Here is an 18058-nt window from a genome sequence, read left to right as displayed (position 1 = left end):
AATTTCGTAATGGCTATACCTGCGGAGCCTGCTCCGTTGAGCACCAATTTAATCGTATCGATTTTCTTATTAACAACCCTTAAGGCGTTAAGGAGTGCCGCTAAAACAACAATGGCCGTACCATGCTGGTCATCATGGAAGATTGGAATGTTGGTCTCCTTTTTCAGCCGTGCTTCAATCTCAAAACAGCGTGGGGCAGAAATGTCCTCTAGATTTATTCCGCCAAAACTGGGTTCCAAAGCCTTAACAACCTGAATTATTTCCTCAACGTTCTTAGTATTTAAACAGATGGGAAACGCATTGACTCCCCCAAACTTCTTAAATAAGACACATTTTCCTTCCATAACAGGTAAGGCTGCCAGGGGACCAATATCACCCAACCCTAACACGGCTGTACCGTCAGATACCACAGCAACCATATTGCCCCGTCCAGTATAGTCAAAGGCTGCGTCCGGGTTTTCAGCGATTACTTTACAAGGTTCAGCCACCCCTGGAGTATAAAGCAGCCCTAGATCGTCAGCAGAATTCAGTTCTGCTTTACAAACGACTTCGATTTTCCCCACCAGTTCTTTATGGAGTTTTAAGGCTCGTTCCTGAATACTGCTCATGGTTAAGACCCTCCTAATTTCTTATTTGGTATGCCTTAAATTGCATCGATAAGCAACAATTCGCATTTTAGAAGTTCTTCTTCTAGTATGCAAGGCTAAGAACAAGAACCGTCCCCAGCTTGCACACAAGTCCCCTCGGCCCGAGCCAGACGGCGCACATGAAATGTGCTGTCTCACAATTCAAGTCAAGCATGCGACTCAAGAACCGTCCCTTCTCCCGCTTCTCCCACTTCTCCCGTCCGTTCCCAGGACCCAAGCGCAGGACGCAGTGTGACACGAGCGCGACGTCTCTACGTAAGCAGAATAGCAAACTTCCGTTAAAGCGACCGACCCCAGACACGGGGCAGCGCACAAGGACGTGCGCTGCCGCCAATGCGCCAAGGATGGCGCTTTTGGGGGGAACCCCGCTCCCCATAGCAGGAGCTTGAACGGTTAGTTTGCTCTGCGTCGTAGGCACCGAGCGCTGTGTCACACAAGTCCTCTAATGCCAGAGCTTCATTAATATTGTGGCAATTACAATCATCGAGGCCCCGCCAATTCGAGTGGAGATTTGAGCAAAAGGCATCAATTCCATCCGATTTGAAGCAGAAAGAATAGCGACGTCTCCTGTTCCGCCCAGACCGCTGTGACACCCTGTGACGATAGCGGATTCAATAGGATACATGTTCATGAAGCGACCGATGAAATATCCGGAAGAGATCATGGCAATAACCACTGAGGCACAGACCACGAGGTATCCAGGAGTCACGGTGGCAACGACGTCTTTCAAAGGGGTATACAGTACACCCAAACCGACCATTAAAGGCCAAGTGAGGCTCGAAGAAACAAACTTGTACAAATGAAATGAACCTTGTTCCATTTTTGCAGGCATAATGTTGAAATACTTGACGATAGTCGCTGTGAAAATCATAATAATTGCACCCGGAATTCCGATAAATGGGCTTGCGAAGTTACCGAAGACGAAAAAAGTACAGGCTAGGAGAAGTCCTGCTCCCATAAGGGGAAAGTCAACCGGTTTATCAATGCCTTTGGCATTTAATAGTTCTGAGTCATCGCCAGATTTAACGAGTACTCCGTTTCCGGTAAGTTCCGGTTTCTTTTCTCCTAAACGCTTTAATAATCCGGCACATACAATCGCGACGATATTACCGATAACAGCCGCTGGAATAAGTTGGCCCACTAAAGCTTCTTGAGGTATTTTCAAAATAGTGGAATAGCCGATCGAGAGTGGAAGTATCCCTTCACCAATACCTCCACCGACAATCGGGATAATAATATAGAAAAATGTGCGGTGGATGGTGTAACCAAACAAAGAACCGACGAGCAACCCAGTCGAAATAGCACCAACCGTCCCAACAATGAGAGGAACAAACATGCGCAGAAAACCTTGGACGAGAACTTTTCGATTCATGCCCAGGATACTACCTACGACCAAAACAGAGATATATAAATAGAGAAAATTGGATGTTTTCATGACAGCTGTTATTGCTTTTAAAGCCGAAGGATTGATTAAATTGTAAAAGACCATAGTGGACGGTATCATAATAGCCAAAATAGCAGGACCGCCAATGTCTTTTAAAATTGGAACCTTAAGCCCGATATCCCCGAGAAGGACCCCCATAATGATGATGACCGCAAAACCGCCAAGCATATCCGCAGGAAGTTTGCTGTAAGCAGATGCGGCATAAATGATCGCTGCCAAGATTAGATAGAGAGGTAAGGGAATAACTCCGACTTTTGTGTTCGCGAACTTGGAGACGAAACCGGAAGGTAGGATTTCCTTATTTTCAGACGACTTTAAAATGGGATTTGAGACTTCCGTATTCCTGGCCAGACTCATAGAAGCACCTCCTGAATTTATTTGCTTCTCCATATTAAGTTTTTTCAAACAATTTGCACAGTTTATTTAATTATGTTAACTGTTTTGTAACTAAAGAAAGTGAAAATCGGCCGAATGGCCGATTTTTTAATTTTTCAGGATTAATAGATAGTTAGCAAAGGGGGTAATTTCCGGTCGAGGTTATTAAACACTTTACCATTAGGGAAAAACTAGGGCTAAACTTGTAAAAAACAAATTGCCACAAATGAAATATTATTTAGTTATAAGAATATACGGATTATTGTTATTAAACTTCATTAATTTTTTTGCAATTAAAGAAAGATAGTATCAATGCTTACGAAGTGCTAATATAGAGCCACGGAACAATAGTGCAAATGTTCACATTCCAGAGGCTTTAGCTGGTTTCGCAAATAGTACGATTTGGCTTATAGTTTCCGCCTTCATATTCGCTATTGGTTTTGTCAAAACCGGCTCGGGTCTCAGGATTGAGTATACGCTCATTCGTGCATTTGGTAACAGCACATTGAAACTAGGATACATCATCGTGCTTCCGCTGGCCCGAAGACACTGTCTTCGCAAGTATTAGCCTTCTTGCAGGATGGCCGAGTGTCCCTGTAGCCCGACTAAAATGGACAGCATCGCTGTCCATTTTGTACTGTAGAAGTTAGAGTATTTTATTCCTCATTAAAATGTCTCCAATGTGTGGCACCACTAATAAATGAAAATTTCTTTATTCGGTTCACAAATAAGTTTTCATTAAATCACTATCAGGCTTTAGGCAGCGATGTTGATAGACCGGTCGGCCAACTGAACCATAAATAACCTCCATACCTATGACTCCAATATCCGTAAGAAAACTTAGGTATTTGCGCATCGACACCCGTGAAACGCCAACACGGCTAGCCATTTCTTCAGTCGAAAACGAGTGTTCTTTCATTTCTTGGATGTTTTCCCAGACAGTCTTCAGGGTGTTGCGAGTCAGACCTTTCGGCAATTCACTTGGCATAGAAACAGGGTTCGGATGAAGAAGTCGTAGATCTAATTCTGCTTGACTTAGTTTTTCTTGATCCTTCGTCATGCTTACCCATTCTCGGTAAGCGGATAAAGCCGTTTTGAAACGTTCAAATTCAAAAGGTTTAATTAAATAATCAACGGCTCCAAAGCGTAAAGCTTTCTTGATACTTTGACTATCACAAGCAGCGGACACCACAATAACATCGACCCCTTGGCCTTGCTTTCGGACCTGAGTCAATAAATCAAATCCGTTCATACCGGGCATGAAGATATCCAGTAAGATCAAGTTGACTGCTTGACGATCTAAAATCTGTAAGGCGTCATCAACCGAAGGGGCGATTGCGATTAACTCAAAGCCCTCGACTTGCTCAAGATAACGCCGATTAAATTCAGCGACCATAGGATCGTCTTCTACGATTAAGACCTTAATCATTCCATCTCATCCTTGCTCTTATAAGGTAAAGACACCTTGAACTGAGTTCCTTGACCTTCTTCTGAAACGATCTCGATACTCCCATTAAGTCTCTCCAGGCTACGTTTCACTAAGTACAGTCCTAAGCCCCTGTTAGGTCCCTTGGTAGAATAGCCTTTAGTAAAGATCTGGCGTTTGAGCTCATTGTTAATACCAGGTCCAGTATCGCTTACTTCAAGGATTATAACACCGTTTTCATAAGAAAAGTTTACGTCAATCCGTTTAAGTGGGCAATCAACGACCGCATCCAGCGCATTATCGACTAAATTTCCAAACACGGTAACTATATCGTGAATCATTTCTGGGTTTGCCGGTTCAGGTAAAAAGCATTCCTCGAACAGGACTAACTCTGCCCCAACCTCTCGGGCATAACTCATTTTCCCCAATATAAAGCCTGCCAATACTGGATCTTTAATATGTCTTGAGATAAAACCGATTTCATTTTGTTGCTGATGAGCAATTCGACTGATGTACGTGGATAGTTGGTCATAATATTTCATATGGACCATACCGAGAATAACCTGTAATTTATTCATAAATTCGTGGGCTTGTGCGCGCAAGGCCTCAGCGTAGAGGAGCACACCGGTTAATTCTTCAGCCATTTGTTTTATTTCGGTTTTATCTCGAAACGTGGCAATCGCCCCAACACTTTTGCCGTTGACAAAGAGCGGAATAACGTTTGTTACGAGCGTTATTCCAAACAGATTTAGTTCCTGATCTAATTCCGCGTTCCCGGTTTCCAGCACAAGCTGCATACGTGTGTTGGGTACATAGTCCGTTACTCTTTTTCCAACCGGGTCGCCCAGAATGCCAGCTTTATTAAATAGCCGCAAGGCAGCAGCATTCGCAAGTGTAATGCGGGAATCATTGTCGATCGCCAAGATACCCTCCCTTACAGATTCTAACATAGCACTGCGTTCTTCGAGCATTTTGGCGATTTCGTTCGGTTCTAAACCAAACATAATGTTTTTAATTTTTCGAGCTAAGAATAAGGCACCAATAACTCCTACCAGTAATCCGAAGCCAACACTGATAAAAATAATTAGTCGACTCTGGGCGACAGCCTGATTTACATTATTAAGCAAGATCCCAACGGCTACGGCCCCAACTTGTTTACCGGCGGGAGTAACAATAGGGGTAAACGCACGTAAGGACATGCCCAGCGTTCCTTTGGCATTGGAAACGTATTCGTGACCCTTTAGGGCTGCGCCCTCGTCCCCCCCTACAAAGGGCTGCCCAACTTTGCTGATATCCGGATGAGACTTTCTTATCCCCTTCATATCCATGACAACAACAAACTGGACGGCGGAAATCTGTCGTATTTCATTCGCAAAGGGCTGAATTTCCGAATCGGCTCTTTGACCATTAAGAGCTTCAATTACAAGAGGCGTGTGGGCAACAATGCGGGCAATGTTCGTCGCTTTATCAGCTAGGTTTTTCTGTGTGTTATCGGCAACTTTCTGACTAATTAGTACGTCAGTTACCAATAAAGATAGAGCCACTACACCGCAAACAAGCAAAGTCATGATGGTCTGCAAATTAAAAAAGGGTTTACTCGTCCGCATGTTTTCCCCCCCCAACACTTTCAAGTGAATTACCTGCCAAGAATAAGCAAAGCGGGCCAAAATGTCAAGGGGCTTGCGCGACACAGCGCTCGGTCTTACGACGCAGAGCAAACTAACCGTGCAAGCTCCTGTCTTTGAGGAAGTAAGCGGGGATTGTTTAGGACGTCAATTCTCCCCGAAAGCAGGAGAATGAACTATCTTATAGAATAATTTTAAGGATAGAAGATAATATAAAGAAAAAAGCTAAAAAGAGAAAAAAGGAGAGATTGAGATGAACTTTCTGGAAGTGGTACAGGCCCGTCGGAGTTTGCGCAGTTATCTCGATAAGCCGGTTGAACGTGAAAAATTGGAGTATGTCTTGGAAGCTGCCAGGTTGGCGCCGTCTTGGAAAAATCTGCAGTGTTGGCGCTTCATTGTAGTTGAAGATTCGAATGGTCGGCAGGCTTTGGCTGAGAGCATGGGGGAGAGCAATCCTGGGCGTAAGGCTTTGATGGGAGCGCCGATTGTCATTGTGCTCTGTGCTGTGCCGACTGAATCAGAAGTATGGGAAGGCAAGGATTATATGATGCTTGATGCAGGGCTCGCAATGGAGCACTTGTTGTTGGCAGCGACTGAACAAGGTTTAGGGACGTGTTGGCAGGGTCTATTCACTGAGGAGAAAGCCCGGGAAGCTTTAAATGTTCCAGCTAATGTTCGTATTTTGGCTATGACACCTTTGGGTTATGCGGCAGAGGAGCGGAGGCCACGCCCTCGTAAAACGATGGCAGAGATTGTTTTCCATGAAAAATGGGGTCAAGCTTAAAGTGAAAATAATTATGTTTTTTAAATTTAAAAGGAACCCCTTGACCATTTAGGTTAAGGGGTTCAGTTTTGGAGTGGAAAACGTAAAATCGCAGGGTAAATCGCATATTTTTAGCGTCTTTCTAACATCATAATTAACAAGTTTTTAGCACAAAAATAGCACGCTTTCTCTTCTCCATTTATCCAGGGATATAAGTGAATCAACTGCCGATCTTCTCCAATGTATTCTCATGCTTCTTTAGCAAACCCCAAAATTTTGTCTATTTCTAAATCAGAAAGGGTTGGGTTATCTCCCTCTAAAGCTTCTAATAACGATTGTTCTTCTTCGGTATCAGTCACCTCATAAACACATCAGTATCAGGATATTGTTCAACTTCGAATAATAAAAACTTCCGGTTACCAATTTCGATATATGGTGAACCTGAATTAACTGCTTCTAGGACATCTTTAATTTGAATTTTAATTGCCTTCATAATAATCACTCCTAAACAAAGGATGTATTTAATTACCATGATTTGGTAGAACAAACCTAATTATTTAACTGGTTAATATAGCCCGCCACACATAATCGAACGATTTACGCTTGATTGATCGTGCGATTATGATATAATTGAATCATCTAATATTTTGGACAAGGGGTGGTTCGAATGCTTATTACCGCGACTGAATTTAAAACAAACATTGGGAAGTATTTAACACTCGTTAATGAGGAGGAAATTATCATCACGAAGAATGGAAAGGGTATTGCAAAACTCTCTACTTTAAAAGAAGATAAGGTAAAAATGGTGGAATCATTGTTTGGTATTATTCCCAATGATATGACTCTAGAACAGGCAAGAGAAGAAAGGTTAAAGAAATATGAACGTCCTGATTGATACAAATGTCATGCTTGATGCATTGATGAACCGTACTCCTCATAATATCTCTGCCGAAAAGATTTTTAGGTTTGTTGCGGAAGATAAGTTAAATGCATCCATAACTGCAAGCTCTGTAACCGATATTTACTATTTCCTTAAAAGATATTTTCACGATACCAATCAAGCAAAGCAGATACTTACAACAATTTTCAACATATTTAAAGTTATTGATGTTACAAGAAGTGACTGTGAAAAAGCACTCAGTCTGTCAATGGATGATTATGAAGATGCTTTGTTGTCAACCTGTGCCAAACGTAGGAGACTTGAGTTAATCATTACTCGTAATATAAAAGACTTCGCTGGGTCACCAGTTACAGCAATTACACCCGATGACTTCATTACTAATTATCTTTAATAACATTAGGATGGGGCGATAACTATGTTTTAAACGTGTATTCCTAATGTATAGCAAGATGAAAGTAGTTGGAACGCGTTGCCAATACGAAACGTTATAAAAAATAACCACGATTTGATTACACAAGTCGTGGTTATTTTCCTTCTTAAAAATCTGCGAAATGGTGACTGTCTCGAATAGGATTATTCTTAATCATTTCACAATATTAACCTTCTCACCCTCATTAAGAAAGATTTGTCCCTCCGTGATGACCTGATCGCCTGCTTTTAGGCCACTTGTAATTTCAGTTAACTTAGCGTTGGATAATCCGGTGGTTACGGGGACTTTTTTTACAGCACCCTGGGCGACAATATAAACAACCGACGTGCTATTTTCGATTTTGATTGCTTCATTGGGCACAGTCAATATATTATCCTTTTTTGCTTCAGGTAAAATAACCCTTGCGAACATGCCTGATTTTAATTGATCCGTCGTTTTAATCAGAATCTTGATCGTATAAGCTTGGGACTTGCTATCTGCGTCAGGGCTTATATAGTCAACGGTACCCTCTACTGTCTGGTTATCCAACGCATTCATTTTCACAGGCACGATTTGGCCTTTTTTGATCTTAGCTACCATTTTATCGGGTACACTGATCTCGGCGACCATCGTATCGGTATCAATGATCGTAAATGCCGCGGTGGAACTGGAGATGATTTCCCCTTCATCCACATTCCTGACAGATACTATGCCTGAAATGGGAGAGGTGATGACAGCATTTTTGACCTGCTCAGCGGCATAATCGACACCGGCGGCTGCCTGATCTACTTGGGCCGAGGCCACGCTGATCGATTCCGGTTCGGACTTATTCTTTAGCAGGTTCAGATTATCCGCGGCTGCTTTTAAATCAACTTCGGCACTTTGATATTGTTTTTGAAAATCATCTAAAGCTAGTTTCGAGATGGCCCCGCTATCATATAGTTGCTTATTTAGATCATAGTTTTTCTTGGCATCATCATAAGCTAGCTGTTTGTTTTGCAAAGTTTGCTCGGCTTGAATCAGTTGCTGATCATAAGCAGAGCCTTCGGTTTTCTCAAGATTAGCCTGGCTTGCAGCGAGGTTGGCTTGCTGCTGCTGAAGCTGAGCCTGTAAGTCGCCAGATTCCAAGGTAAATAGGACCTGACCTTTTTCTACTTTTTCACCGGCCTCAACCTTAACCGTCGCGACTTTGCCGACGGTTTTAGAGGAAACATTCACAGCATGAACCGGTTGTAACTTACTGGCATATTCAACGTCGGTTGTTATGGAGGACACAGTCGCTGCCACGGCTTTGACATTTTTAAGTTGTTGATTAACTGCTGGAGCTTCTTTATTTCCCAAGCCTAAGGATAACGAAGTGAATATTAGACCAGAAATTATCAGCGCTGTCCCTATGCTTATTGCTTTAATGTGCTTCATAATTTGTTACCTCCCCGACAACTTGAATTGGCTTCTTTTTTTGGGCAAGACGCTGCTTTAAATCCTCCATCATTGTATAAACCACGGGCAGAAGAATAGGAGAAAATACCGTAGAAGTGATCATGCCGCCAATAATGATGATGGCCATTCCGCTGCGCATTTCACTCCCTGCCCCGGTTGATAGCGCTGAGGGCAGCATGCCGACAATCATGGTTGCTGAGGTCATCAAGATGGGTCTTAACCGAGTGGTTCCGGATTCGATCAAGGCCTCTCTCAGAGGTACCCCGCGTTTCATTAAGGTATGGGTATAATCAATCAACAGAGTTCCGTTCTTCGATGCCAACCCGTCGAGCAGTATTAAGCCAATCATCGACATGATATTCAAAGATTGGCCGGTTAAGGCTAGCAATCCAAAGGCCCCGATAATTGCGCAGGGCAACGAGAGCATCCGAATAAAAGGAGTTAAAAAGGATTCATATAAAATGACAAGAATGACATAGACCAAAATAATCGATGCCGCCAAGGCTTTGATCAGGGCGCTGAAGCTATCAGTCATATTCTTTTGAGTGCCTGCAAAGCTTATCGTATAGCCAGCGGGCAGTTTAAGGGTATCGAGTTTGCTTTGAATGCTCGCATGCACATCGCCCAGCGTACTGTTCTGCAAATTTGCCGAGATGGATACAATATCTTCTCGATTCTCTCTGGATATCTTCAGCGGACTGTCCGCATATCCGATGGAAGCGACCTGATTCAGGGCAATCTGCTGTCCTGCTGAGCTTTGAACCTTAATGGCTCCCAAATCATTGGGGGTTTTGATCTGGTTATCCCTATACTGCACGACAATGTCATATTCATCGCCGTTCTGCCGGTAGATACCGGCCTTCGATCCTTGCAGGCCTGTCCGGAGTACGGTGGCAATATCTGATGCATTCACTCCATATTGGACGGCGGCAAGCCTGTCGATGGTGACTTGGATCTCACTCTCCGTAGTCCGCTCTGAATTCGTGACATCCGCTGTACCCGGGGTGGCTTTGACGATATCCTCCACTTTGGAGGATAACTCTTTCAAAACAACGGGTTCCTGTCCACTAATAGTTAGCTGGACAGGTTTGCCATTTCCCCCAGCAGACTGTGCTTCAGATACATTGAACTGGACACCGGGCAGGGTGTTCCCCCATTGGCGCATTTCTGTCGCAATGACACTCTGACTTTCGGTCCGTTTACTTTTATCCACAAGCTTGACGATGATATTGGCGGAGGACTTATCAGAGTTGTTTCCAATGGTGGTCAGGTAATCCTTCACTTCACCCATGGACTGCAGATGCTTTTCAACCAGAGATACTTTTTCTTCAGTCTGGTTTAAACTCGAACCTGGTGTAAGATTTAAATCGATGGTTATCTGGCTTTGATCACTTTGGGGCGTAAACTCAGTTTTGATAAAACCTAAAGGGAGTAAGGATATAGCCAGAATACAGCCGACCATGATGAGACTAACAATTTTCCAGCGGTTGTCTAGCGACCAGGTTAATAAGTTGGTATAGATTTCAGTAACACGGTCAAAGAGATGTGAGAATCTCCCCGGTTTTTTAGTTTCAAGTTGTAAATCTGGAGCTTCTTCAGGGGGCTTCTTTTTCAAAAATAGGGAGGATAACATCGGTGTCACCGTAAATGAAACGAGCAGAGAGAATAGGGAAGCCGCAGCAACCGTGAGGCCAAATTCCTTAAAGAACTGCCCGATCATGCCCGACATAAAGGCTACGGGAATAAAGATCACAACGTCACAGAGCGTGATGGCAATTGCCGCCATGCCAATTTCGCTGCGCCCCTCAATTGCCGCCAGTTTCGGGTTTTTCCCCATTCCCAGGTGCCTTTGAATATTTTCGAGAACCACGATGGAGTCATCCACCAGAATACCTATACTGAGGGATAAGGCCATTAGGGTCATCATATTTAAGGTGAATTTAAACTCATACATCATAAAGAACGTAGCAATCAAAGAGGTTGGAATAGCAACCAGGACAACGAGGGACGACCGCCAGCTGCGCAAGAACAGAAAAAGCACGAGAGCCGTCGTAATGATACCTTCGAGAAGGCTGGTTTGCACGTCCTTCAGAGAATCATTAATAAACGTAGTGCTATCGGTGGTGACGATTACGTTCACTCCGGTGGGCAGCTGTTTCTGGATGTCAATCAATTCTTTTTTGACGTTATTCACAGATTCCACGACATTGGCATCACTCTGCTTTTGAATACTGATGCCAATCGCATTTTTGCCATTTAACATTAATAGTTGTTCATTGTCAGGATATTGCAGTTGAATATCGGCGATATCCGCCAGCCGCACGTTCCCCCCACCGGAAGTGGGAATCAATAAATTGTTGATCTCATTGATGTCTTTAAACTCGCCAACCAGTTTGACCGCTTGGTCGCTTGTTGCCTGACTAATCCGACCAGCGGGCATATTACTATTTTCTGTCTTCAGCCTGGTCAGCAGAGTATTGACATTGATTCCGTAATAATCCATAGCCGTTTTATCCAATTGAATGGAAAGCTGTTTATCATTGGCTCCTTGCAGGCTGACTTGACCAATGCCCGGTATTTTCTCCAGATCCTGTTTGATTTTATCCGCTTCATTTTGCAGTTGATCGTAGGGGGCTGTCCCCGTAATACCCAGAGTCATCACGGATTGGGCATTCATATCGATCTTGGATAAAATCGGAGAATCGGCATCGGCGGGCAGTTTGCCTGCAGCCGCATCGACGGCCTTTTGCACATCTAAAAAGGCCGAATTCATATTCGTTTCCATGGTGAAGGATATAACGGTTTGCCCAAGGCCCTCTTTGGCAGTTGACTTTAGGGTATCAATTCCGCTGATCCCCGAAACGGCATCTTCAACTGGCTTGACAACGTCTTTTTCAATCTCCTCCGCACCGGCTCCGTTATAACTAGTTGTGATGGTGATAACCGGGATATTAACCGATGGATATAAGTCTGCCCCCAGACTCGTGTAACCGATGATCCCCAGACCAATACATAAAGCTAGTAAGACGAAGACTGCCGAAGGCCTTTTTACCGATAAGTCAGTAATACTCATGATTTAAGGTACCTCTTCCATTCGTTTTGATGGACATAAGTATACTGAGTAAAGGTAAAACCCTGCTAAAAAGAAAATAATTAAATGTGAAGCAAATGTGAAGAAAAATGAAGTGACCAATAAGGTCACTTCATAAGCGGCAGGTAGAACCGGATTCCCAATCCCCCATAACTGGAGTGAAAGGCATCGATCCCACCGCCATGATGCTCAATAATCGATTTACAGCTGGCTAAGCCCAGTCCCATACCACCGCTTTTATTCTGCCTGGATTTGTCGACGGTGAAGAACTTAAGAAACAGCAGTGGCAGTTCCTTATCCAGTACCCCCAAGCCGTTATCCTCCACCAGGAAATAAGCATTGTTTCCCTGCACGTAGCCACTCATATAGACCTTCAAATCTCTCTTATCGACATATCTTACGGCATTGCTGAAGAGATTCCCGAAAACGCGGCGGATCATGTGTTCGTTAATCAGGATGTGTTGGTTTGCGGTGAAGGTATGATTCCAATCCAGTTCAAAATTGAACCCGGATAATTCGATTTCGTATTCGGCAGCAATATTTTCAAATAGTTTTCGTGCTTCATAGGATTTCATATTGATAGCTTCCAGTTCAAGTTCATCCTTGGTAAACGAAGAGAAAGCGTTGATAAGTTCCGCAATATGCTTTGTTTTCTTGAGAATGAGCTCATAAAACTCCTGCTTTTCCCTCTCGGAAAGATTTTTCTGCATCGCCAGCAGTTCCACAAAGCCGTTGATGGTTGTCAGGGGAGTTTTTAAGTCATGAGCCATGGCTGCAATCATACCGATCTGTTCCTTATGCGCCCGATGAAGTCTGTCTTCCATATCATTAAAATGATTGTAGAGTTCTCCGATCTCATCCTTCCTTCTTGAGCTTAGGGAGGATATCGGCCGTCTTATATTGACACCGTTGAGCCGCGTATTAAGCAGTTGAAGCGGTTTGGTTATGGTGAAATGCAAATAGATTGCCAAAATGACAAACACGAGACCCGTTAAAAAAAGCAGATAAAAGATCACTTCAAAATGGAGCAGGGATGGGAAGATTCTTAGCGATTTGGGAGTTGCAGTGGTTATTAAAGTTTTTATAAATAGAGTGCCAGGAAAAATTATCAGGACAAAAACCAGCAGAAACAGAAGAGGCAGCTTAATTTTTAACTTCATACGCCTTCTTTCCCTTCGGTATATTTGTAGCCGATACCCCAGATCGTTTTAATAAAGTCATATTGGCTGCCGAGCTTTTTGCGGATATTTTTGATATGTACAGTGACGGTATTGATTTCTCCGTATTCGCCTGCCCACACATTTTCGTAGATTTGTTCTCGAGTTAAGACGTTATTGGGATGATGCATGAGAAAGGAGAGGATCTGAAATTCTTTCGTCGACAAATCAATCTTGTGATTGTCCAAAAAAGCCTCAAAGGTCTTTTGATTTAAAACCAGCTGCGAGACAGAAGTGAAAGTGTAGGTAGGGGGGTTGCTGTCCTGCTCAAGTTCCTGCCATTCCTTGTACAAACGGTCAACCTTTCTGAAATGAGCCTTAATTCGTGAAGTAAGTTCCTGAATACTAAACGGTTTGGTCATATAGTCGTCCGCACCAATTTCCAAGCCAATAATCTTGTCAATGTCTCTGTCGCGTGCGCTTAAGAACAAAATGGGAATATTGTACTTGTTTCTGATGTTCCTGCAGACTTCCAGCCCGTCCATTTCGGGCATCATAATATCCAGAACAATAAAATCTATAGGATTTTCTTGAAGTGCCGACAAAGCCTCTTGGCCGGAATAAGCTGCAATGACCTCAAATTGTTCAAGTCTTAAACTTTTCATAATCAGTTTTACAATATCTCGATCATCATCGACAACTAAAATCGTTTTCTCCATTATTTTCACCCGCTTTTATTTGCTTTTCTGCTTAGCATATCAAAAATATATGAAGTAAAAATGAAAAAACTATAAAGAATAATAAGACTTATCCAGGCAGTACCTTGCCAAAGCTCGCCTAAACAATTCTAAAAGACGTCACGTCAGTGTTTCCCTGCGCCCTTAACGTAGACAAAGGAGTGATAGCAGGCTATCTTTGTATATTATTAGCCAAGCAGCATAGACTATGTCCATTAAGATTGAGAAGATAATATTACATAAACTAAGATGGGGGATTGACCTTGTTGCTAAAGACGGCCCTGCTCGTTGTTGCTTTCTCGGCCTTGGGGACGCTTATAGCTGGAGTCACACTGCTTGGCATTCTATTTTTCGTGGGTAAACGATTGTTTCGAACCATCGTCCAACGGCTCTTTGGCTTAGTTATGGAAAGGCTACTGGCAGACAAATACCATGAAAATCTTATGGAACTCTGGGGTGCGGTGCGTCGTACATCTGTACAAAATATCCTGGAAATCAGTTTGCGGGCGGAAGAAGGAAAGCTTATAGAGCGGCCACTAGGTTCCCCAAAACCGCTGCCCCATTACGATACTCTGATGTTTGTCCCTGGCCAAATGGCGCGGCTTCCTAAGGAGGGCAATATTCCGATCGACATGAAGGTAACTCTAGGGAGGAAAGCAGAAAAGCCCCTGCAAATTGAAATTCCGTTAATGATCTCCGGCATGGGTTACGGGGTAGGTCTCAGTGAAGAAGCAAAGCGAGCCTTAGCTAGGGCAGCACAACAACTGGGGACCGCCACGTGCTCCGGTGAGGGACCTTTTTTGAAAGAGGAACGAGATGAGGCAGGAAAGTTTATCTGGCAAATCAGTCGGACCAGCTGGGGGCGTAGTCCGCAAGGGATTGCCGCTGCCGATATGCTCGAAGTTCAGATGGGTCAGGGGGCGAGGATGGGTCCTTTCACTGTAGAACCCAAGGCAGTAAAGGGAAAGGCTCAGAAACTAATGGGTATATCACCGGTAGAATCGGTCGTGACTGCGGCGGTCATATCAGGAATCAATACGCCCTGGGATTGGATAAAGTATGTTGCTGATTTGCGTGCTGAAGCCGCCGGGAAACCGATTGCCATTAAGCTTATGGCGACAGGGGGCTTAGAAAGAGACTTAGCTGTATGTTTAGAAGCTGACTTCGATGTCATTGTCCTCGATGGTGCCCAAGGTGGGGCTTCCGGCGCCTCGCCAATGATTAGCGATGATTTAGGGATTCCCAGTCTATTAGCCTTGGTGCGCGCTGAACGTTTTTTGCACGAGCAGGGTGCTCGTCAAGACGTGAGTTTGGTGGTCGCTGGGGGATATGCTACGCCCGGGGAATGTTTAAAAGCCATAGCCCTGGGGGCGGATGCAATCTATCTGGGAACGGTGCCGCTGTTTGCGCTGGTTCATAAGCAAATACACAAAGTTTTCCCTTGGGAACCGTTGACCCAATTAGTCTATTATAATTCCCCCTATAGGACGCGGCTGGACATTAATTTAGCGAGTAAAAGCGTGGCCAATGTCCTAAAATCCATGACCATGGAGATGGAAGAGGGGGTGAGGGCTCTGGGGAAAACGGCTTTGTCCGAGCTGGGCCCCAACGACCTCGTAGCTCTGGATGAATGGACAGCAAAGGTAACGGGTGTAAAGCGCGCTTATTCTTGGCAGGATTAGAACGTTTATGCCCCTTATTTTGACAATGTTTATATTGGCGAGTATAATGTATTAAATAAAATATTCATAATAAACTCGAAGAATGTGAGGAAAAGCGTCAGTGAACCGTTCAGAGAGAAAGGCCATTGCTGGGAGGCCTTTTCGGCAAGGCGCTCAGGTCGCACAGGAGAGGCAGTGGGGAATGAAGTACTCACTGACGGAAAACCCGTTAGCAAATGACAAGTGCTGGGAAACACAATGTTCCTCAGAATAAAGGTGGTACCACGAAAGCTTTTCGTCCTTTACCCAGGATGAGAGGCTTTTTTTGAGTCAGAGTAGGGGGGGGAGGAAGTTTCTCTGCACGTTCACGCACGCTGCATTGCTATTCTCTTGACGATTTTGCTAAACCGCAAAACCTCTGGGCAATCTGCATGTGAACCGTTGCGGTTCTTAACGCAAAATCGTCTGCGCTCATTGACGCAATTCCGCTAAAGCGTTCTCTTTGCAGAGAAACTTCCTCTGGGCTTGGGGGTCGACGGGAGTTGGTACGACGAGGGTTGGTACGACGGGAGTTAGTACGACGAGGGTTGGTACGACGGGAGTTGGTACGACGGGAGTTGGTACGACGAGAGCTGATACGACGGGAGATGTTGTCGTTGTTTGCGTCTTTGACGCAAAGGCGCTTGGTGGGATGAAAGAACCATGCCCAGTTGTACATTCGGTTTTATGTTATTTCATAGTTAAGATACAACGCGGGAGAGGGGACGGTTCTTGGTTGCATCTTGAGTTAGTTTGATCCGCTATTGCTGTTTGCGTCTTTGACGCAAAGGCGCTTGGTGGGATGCAAGGGCGGTCGATGTACATAGGCAAATGCAGATCTGTCGTTGAAGCAACTTAGTGGGCTGATGACTAAACTAGGATGATTGAGAAGTTACTTTAATGGGCAAATGTGTAAAGAGGGGACAATGTTTCGGAGAAACATGCAAGAAAGAACCGTCCCCTCTCCCGTAATCGCCTGCGCGCATTGACGCAATTCCGCTAAAGTGCTCTCTAAGCAGAGAAACTTCCTCTGGGCTTGGGGGTCGACGGGAGATGGTACGACGGGAGATGGTACGACGAGAGATGTTGTCGTTGTTTGCGTCATTGACGCAAAGGCGCTTGGTGGGATGCAAGAATCATCCCCGGTTGTACATTCGGTTTTACCTTATTTCATAGTTAAGATAAAAGGAGTTAAATTAATATGGCAGAGATTGAAAAGCAAGAAAAACTGGAAATGGCAAAGGCTTATGAACCTGGCTTAGTTGAGGCCAAGTGGTATCAATATTGGGAAGAAAAAGGGTTTTTCCATGCTGAGGTCAACAAGGATAAACCGCCCTTTAGTATTGTGATGCCGCCACCGAATGTTACGGGTGCGCTTCACCTGGGTCATGCTATGGACAGCACAATTCAAGATATTTTGACGCGTTATAAGCGGATGCGGGGATTTAATACGCTCTGGTTACCGGGGACGGATCATGCGGGGATTGCAACCCAGGCTAAAGTTGAAGAGCAGTTAGCTAAAGACGGTACGAGTCGTGACCAACTGGGGCGCGAGAAGTTTGTCGAACGGGTTTGGGAATGGAAAAGGCAGTATGGTGGACGAATTACGCAACAGTTACGCCGGCTGGGTGCTTCTTGTGATTGGCAGCGTGAGCGGTTCACGATGGACGAAGGGTGTTCGCAAGCGGTTCGGGAAGCGTTCGTCGATCTTTATAATAAAGGCTTGATTTACAGGGGAAATTATATTATCAATTGGTGCCCTAAATGTCACACGACGATTTCGGATATTGAAGTGGAACACGTGGACAGGGAAGGGAATTTATATCATTTGAGCTACCCGGTCAAAGATAGTGACGAGGCCTTGATTGTGGCGACCACGCGGCCGGAAACAATGCTTGGGGACACGGCTGTGGCGGTTCATCCGGACGATGAGCGGTATACCCATTTAATCGGGAAAACGTTGATCCTCCCCCTTGTGGAGCGGGAGATTCCGATTATTGCCGACGAGTATGTCGATCGAGAGTTTGGGACGGGTGCCGTAAAGATCACGCCCGCGCATGATCCTAACGACTTTGAAATCGGGCTTCGCCATAATTTGCCCCAGGTTGTTGTCTTAGATAAAGAAGCCAAGATGAATGAAAATGCAGGTAAATATCAGGGCCTGGATCGTTTCGACGCTCGTAAGCAAGTTGTGGAAGATTTAAAAACGGCAGGGGTCCTCGTCAAAATCGATGCTCATGATCACGCTGTCGGGGAATGCTATCGTTGTTCCAGTGTTATTGAACCGATGGTTAGTAAACAATGGTTCGTGAAAATGGAGCCGTTAGCCAAGCCTGCGATTGA

Annotated in this window: 18 protein-coding genes and 1 other annotated feature; of the genes, 8 read left to right on the top strand and 10 right to left on the bottom strand. The window is 44.5% G+C overall.

Features of this window, described 5'->3' with window-relative positions; all coding sequences use genetic code 11:
- From DSBG_RS19380 to DSBG_RS19370, 3 genes are all read right to left on the bottom strand, one after another.
- The coding region (locus DSBG_RS19380) for an NAD(P)-dependent malic enzyme (protein WP_141694378.1) at positions 1–608 on the bottom strand (608 nt) is incomplete at its 3' end.
- 82 nt (positions 609–690) lie between these two features.
- Positions 691–1080 (bottom strand): hypothetical protein, encoded by a 390-nt coding sequence (locus DSBG_RS19375; protein ID WP_068966335.1) that lies wholly within the window; start codon positions 1078–1080, stop codon positions 691–693.
- A 9-nt stretch (positions 1081–1089) separates the two neighbouring features.
- The gene (locus tag DSBG_RS19370; protein WP_207647261.1) at positions 1090–2448 is read right to left on the bottom strand and encodes a 2-hydroxycarboxylate transporter family protein; all 1359 of its coding nucleotides are present in this window, start codon (positions 2446–2448) and stop codon (positions 1090–1092) included.
- 349 nt (positions 2449–2797) lie between these two features.
- Here DSBG_RS19370 and DSBG_RS24370 point away from each other — a divergent pair, with 349 nt between their 5' ends.
- A complete protein-coding gene (locus DSBG_RS24370; protein WP_207647262.1) occupies positions 2798–3034 on the top strand; it encodes an anion permease in 237 nt (78 codons plus the stop codon).
- A gap of 153 nt (positions 3035–3187) precedes the next feature.
- Here DSBG_RS24370 and DSBG_RS19360 read toward each other — a convergent pair whose 3' ends face one another.
- Both DSBG_RS19360 and dcuS read right to left on the bottom strand, forming a co-directional pair.
- Positions 3188–3895, bottom strand: a complete 708-nt coding sequence (locus tag DSBG_RS19360) for a response regulator (protein WP_068966331.1) — start codon at positions 3893–3895, stop codon at positions 3188–3190.
- Positions 3892–5499, bottom strand: coding sequence for a DcuS/MalK family sensor histidine kinase (gene dcuS / locus DSBG_RS19355; protein WP_068966329.1), 1608 nt, complete (start codon positions 5497–5499; stop codon positions 3892–3894). Before dcuS ends, DSBG_RS19360 begins: the two co-directional genes overlap by 4 nt.
- A gap of 61 nt (positions 5500–5560) precedes the next feature.
- On the opposite strand from dcuS, the gene DSBG_RS24130 reads away from it, so the two are divergent.
- Positions 5561–5692, top strand: coding sequence for a hypothetical protein (locus DSBG_RS24130; protein ID WP_282434237.1), 132 nt, complete (start codon positions 5561–5563; stop codon positions 5690–5692).
- Between the two features lie 78 nt (positions 5693–5770).
- On the top strand, positions 5771–6301 hold the full coding sequence (locus DSBG_RS19350; protein WP_068966327.1) for a nitroreductase family protein: 531 nt from the start codon (positions 5771–5773) through the stop codon (positions 6299–6301).
- A 334-nt stretch (positions 6302–6635) separates the two neighbouring features.
- On the opposite strand, the gene DSBG_RS23290 is transcribed toward DSBG_RS19350, so the two are convergent.
- A complete protein-coding gene (locus DSBG_RS23290; RefSeq protein WP_176716326.1) occupies positions 6636–6773 on the bottom strand; it encodes a hypothetical protein in 138 nt (45 codons plus the stop codon).
- Between the two features lie 174 nt (positions 6774–6947).
- Here DSBG_RS23290 and DSBG_RS19345 point away from each other — a divergent pair, with 174 nt between their 5' ends.
- Together DSBG_RS19345 and DSBG_RS19340 are read left to right on the top strand one after the other, a co-directional pair.
- Positions 6948–7175 (top strand): type II toxin-antitoxin system Phd/YefM family antitoxin, encoded by a 228-nt coding sequence (locus DSBG_RS19345; RefSeq protein ID WP_068966325.1) that lies wholly within the window; start codon positions 6948–6950, stop codon positions 7173–7175.
- A complete protein-coding gene (locus tag DSBG_RS19340) occupies positions 7159–7572 on the top strand; it encodes a PIN domain-containing protein (protein ID WP_068966322.1) in 414 nt (137 codons plus the stop codon). The genes DSBG_RS19345 and DSBG_RS19340 overlap by 17 nt, the downstream gene beginning before the upstream one ends.
- Positions 7573–7764: 192 nt before the next feature.
- Here the strand turns inward: DSBG_RS19340 and DSBG_RS19335 are convergent, their stop codons facing one another.
- From DSBG_RS19335 to DSBG_RS19320, 4 genes are all read right to left on the bottom strand, one after another.
- On the bottom strand, positions 7765–9009 hold the full coding sequence (locus DSBG_RS19335; protein ID WP_068966320.1) for an efflux RND transporter periplasmic adaptor subunit: 1245 nt from the start codon (positions 9007–9009) through the stop codon (positions 7765–7767).
- Entirely contained in the window at positions 8996–12103 is a 3108-nt protein-coding gene (locus tag DSBG_RS19330) for an efflux RND transporter permease subunit (protein ID WP_068966318.1), read from the bottom strand. Before DSBG_RS19330 ends, DSBG_RS19335 begins: the two co-directional genes overlap by 14 nt.
- 125 nt (positions 12104–12228) lie before the next feature.
- The gene (locus DSBG_RS19325; protein ID WP_068966316.1) at positions 12229–13281 is read right to left on the bottom strand and encodes a sensor histidine kinase; all 1053 of its coding nucleotides are present in this window, start codon (positions 13279–13281) and stop codon (positions 12229–12231) included.
- On the bottom strand, positions 13278–13997 hold the full coding sequence (locus DSBG_RS19320) for a response regulator transcription factor (protein WP_068966314.1): 720 nt from the start codon (positions 13995–13997) through the stop codon (positions 13278–13280). Before DSBG_RS19320 ends, DSBG_RS19325 begins: the two co-directional genes overlap by 4 nt.
- Positions 13998–14320: 323 nt before the next feature.
- On the opposite strand from DSBG_RS19320, the gene DSBG_RS19315 reads away from it, so the two are divergent.
- From DSBG_RS19315 to DSBG_RS19310, 3 genes are all read left to right on the top strand, one after another.
- Positions 14321–15697, top strand: coding sequence for an FMN-binding glutamate synthase family protein (locus DSBG_RS19315; RefSeq protein ID WP_491005795.1), 1377 nt, complete (start codon positions 14321–14323; stop codon positions 15695–15697).
- A gap of 69 nt (positions 15698–15766) precedes the next feature.
- Positions 15767–15982: a binding site (T-box leader), on the top strand.
- A gap of 196 nt (positions 15983–16178) precedes the next feature.
- Positions 16179–16472: a hypothetical protein gene (locus tag DSBG_RS22640; protein WP_141694377.1), complete on the top strand. Its 294-nt coding sequence runs from the start codon at positions 16179–16181 to the stop codon at positions 16470–16472.
- Positions 16473–16916: 444 nt separating this feature from the next.
- Positions 16917–18058: class I tRNA ligase family protein (locus DSBG_RS19310; protein ID WP_141694376.1), on the top strand; the 1142-nt coding region annotated here is incomplete at its 3' end.

It is taken from the genome of Desulfosporosinus cupriresistens, from assembly GCF_001707885.1.
Taxonomy (GTDB): domain Bacteria; phylum Bacillota; class Desulfitobacteriia; order Desulfitobacteriales; family Desulfitobacteriaceae; genus Desulfosporosinus.
The sequence above is the reverse complement of the archived record's forward strand: the minus strand, read 5'-3'. Positions and strand labels throughout refer to the sequence as shown.